The sequence below is a fragment of the Streptomyces sp. WAC06614 genome (assembly GCF_003949795.1).
Taxonomy (GTDB): Bacteria; Actinomycetota; Actinomycetes; order Streptomycetales; family Streptomycetaceae; genus Streptomyces.
The window spans coordinates 1-2,230 of sequence record NZ_RPRY01000588.1 but is presented as its reverse complement, the minus strand read 5'-3'; the positions used below and the strand labels follow the sequence as shown (position 1 = coordinate 2,230).

General features: G+C 78.2%; 2 protein-coding genes and 1 pseudogene. All 3 read right to left on the bottom strand.

Translation table 11 applies throughout. The features are described 5' to 3' along the window. Positions 1-217, bottom strand: a pseudogene (locus EF918_RS35000) (hypothetical protein); the annotation flags it as partial. A gap of 320 nt (positions 218-537) precedes the next feature. After that, the gene (locus EF918_RS34995) at positions 538-735 is read right to left on the bottom strand and encodes a hypothetical protein (protein WP_125652885.1); all 198 of its coding nucleotides are present in this window, start codon (positions 733-735) and stop codon (positions 538-540) included. A 65-nt stretch (positions 736-800) separates the two neighbouring features. Further along, positions 801-2,048, bottom strand: coding sequence for an SLC13 family permease (locus EF918_RS34990; protein WP_125652884.1), 1,248 nt, complete (start codon positions 2,046-2,048; stop codon positions 801-803). Positions 2,049-2,230: the final 182 nt, after the last annotated feature.

Sequence of the window (2,230 nt, the reverse complement as noted above, 5' to 3'; positions counted from 1 at the left end):
GCGCGTGCCCGCAGCGCGGGCAGCGGCCGGCCCGGCGGCGCCGGTACGCCGGCGCGACGGCGGCCAGGTGCACCGCCAGGGCGGTGTTCAGCTGGACGTGGGCCGGTCCGGTGACGCTCTCCACGCCCGCGCCCGCGGCCAGGGCCACGCAGTGGACGGGCAGCGGAACCATGCCCGCGGCGAAGACCGCCCCGGCTCCGGCCGGCACGACCGCCACCGCGGGACGCGAGCGCCGGGCCGAAGGCCCGTCCTCCCGTGGGCCCCCGCGCCGGTCCACCCGTGGGCCCCGCGCCCGTCCTCCCGTGGGCCCCCGCGCCGGTCCACCCGTGGGCCCCGCGCCGGTCCACCCGTGGGCCCCCGCGCCACTCCGCCCGACGGCCCGCCGGACCGTCCGCCCGCGGATCCGCACGGCCGTCGGGCCGCCCGGCCGGCCGGCTGCAGGGCCGGGCGCGGCGGCCCCGCGGGCGCGTGGACCGTGCGGCTGCGGCGGCCGGAGGGCCACGGCGCTCAGGGCCAGTTGGAGAGCCGGTGGGGAGGTCAGGTGCAGGGTGAGGGAACGATGGTCCCGGTCAGGGCCCACCCGGTCTCCACCACGGCGTGGAACACGCCGGCGGCCGCTGCCGCCGTGGAGGCCCGGTCCAGCCGGCGGTGCGTGGGAGCGAAGTCCACCACGACCTCCTCGTGCGGGGCGGTGCGACGCCCGGCGTGCTGCGTCGCCGCCCCTCCCGCGCACATCGCACCTCAGGCCCCTGCGCCGCCCCTCCGGCGGGGGACCCTGGTCGTCCGGGGTGCGTACCCGGTCACGGGCCGATGACCGCCAGCGAGACCCACAGCGCGAGGACCGAGGCGAGCAGGGCCGCCGGAACGGTGAGGAGGCCGAGGAGGGTGAACTCCTTCAGGCCGACCTCGTGCTCGTGGTGGTGGGCGATGCGGCGCCACAGCAGGGTGGCCAGGGAGCCGGCGTACGTGAGGTTGGGTCCGATGTTGACGCCCAGCAGGACCGCCAGGACGGCGCCCGGGCCGGCGGGCGCGGCCAGCGGGACCAGGGCGAGGACGGCCGGCAGGTTGTTGATCAGGTTCGCGAGCAGCGCGGCGAGCGCGGCGATGCCGAGCAGGGCGGGCAGGGACGCGCCGTCGGGCAGAACGGCGCCGAGGGCCCGGCCGAGCCCTTGGTCGACCACGGCCCGTACGACGATGCCCAGGGCGAGGACGAAGGCCAGGAACGGCAGGGCGGCCGAGCGGACGATCGCCGCGGGGGTGGTGTGCCGCCGGACCAGGGCGCGTACGGCCATCACGGTGGCGCCGGCCGCGGCCGCCCAGGCCGGGTCGATGCCGACGGCCGAGGCCACCGCGAAGCCGGCCAGGGTCGCGGCGACCGTCACCAGCGCGAACAGCGGCAGCTCCGGCGGCTCCTCCGCCTCGGCCGGCTCGGTGGGCGCGTCGAGGTCGGCGGCGAAGAAGCGGCGGAAGACGGCGTACTCGACCGCGACGGCCACCAGCCACGGCAGCGTCATGAGCAGCGCGAAGCGGGTGAAGGTCAGGCCGGTGGCGGTGAAGGCGAGCAGGTTCGTCAGGTTCGACACCGGCAGCAGCAGGGACGCGGTGTTGGACAGGTGGGCGGCGGCGTAGACGTGCGGCTTGGGCCGGGCGCCCATCCGGGCCGCGGTGACGAAGACGACCGGGGTGAGCAGCACCACGGTGGCGTCCAGGCTGAGCGCGGCGGTGATGGTGGAGGCGAGGACGAAGACCGCGCCGAGCAGCCGGCGCGGCCGGCGGTGGGCCCAGCGGGCCATCCAGGTCCCGCAGGCGTGGAACAGCCCCTCGTCGTCGCAGAGCTTGGCGAGGACCAGGACGGCGGCCAGGAAGCCGATCACCGGGCCGAGCCGGGCGGCCTCCTCCCGTACGTCCTCCGTGCTGATCGCGCCGGTGGCGATCACGAGGAGGGCGGCGGGTACGGCGAAGGCGGCCTCGGGCCAGCGGAAGGGACGGACGACGGCGCAGACCAGGACGACGACCAGCGCGAGGACGGACAGGGAGGCTTGCAGCATGCCCGCCATCATGACCGCCGCCGCACCGCACCCGAGCACCGCCTCCCACCGACGCCCGCCGGGTCCGCCGGTCGGCCGGGCGCGGCCGCGTCGGCGGATCGGCAGGTCGGCCCGGCGGCGGGCGGCGGGCAGGCACGGCGGCGGATCGGCGGGCCGGCACGGCGGCAGGCGGCGGGCAGGCA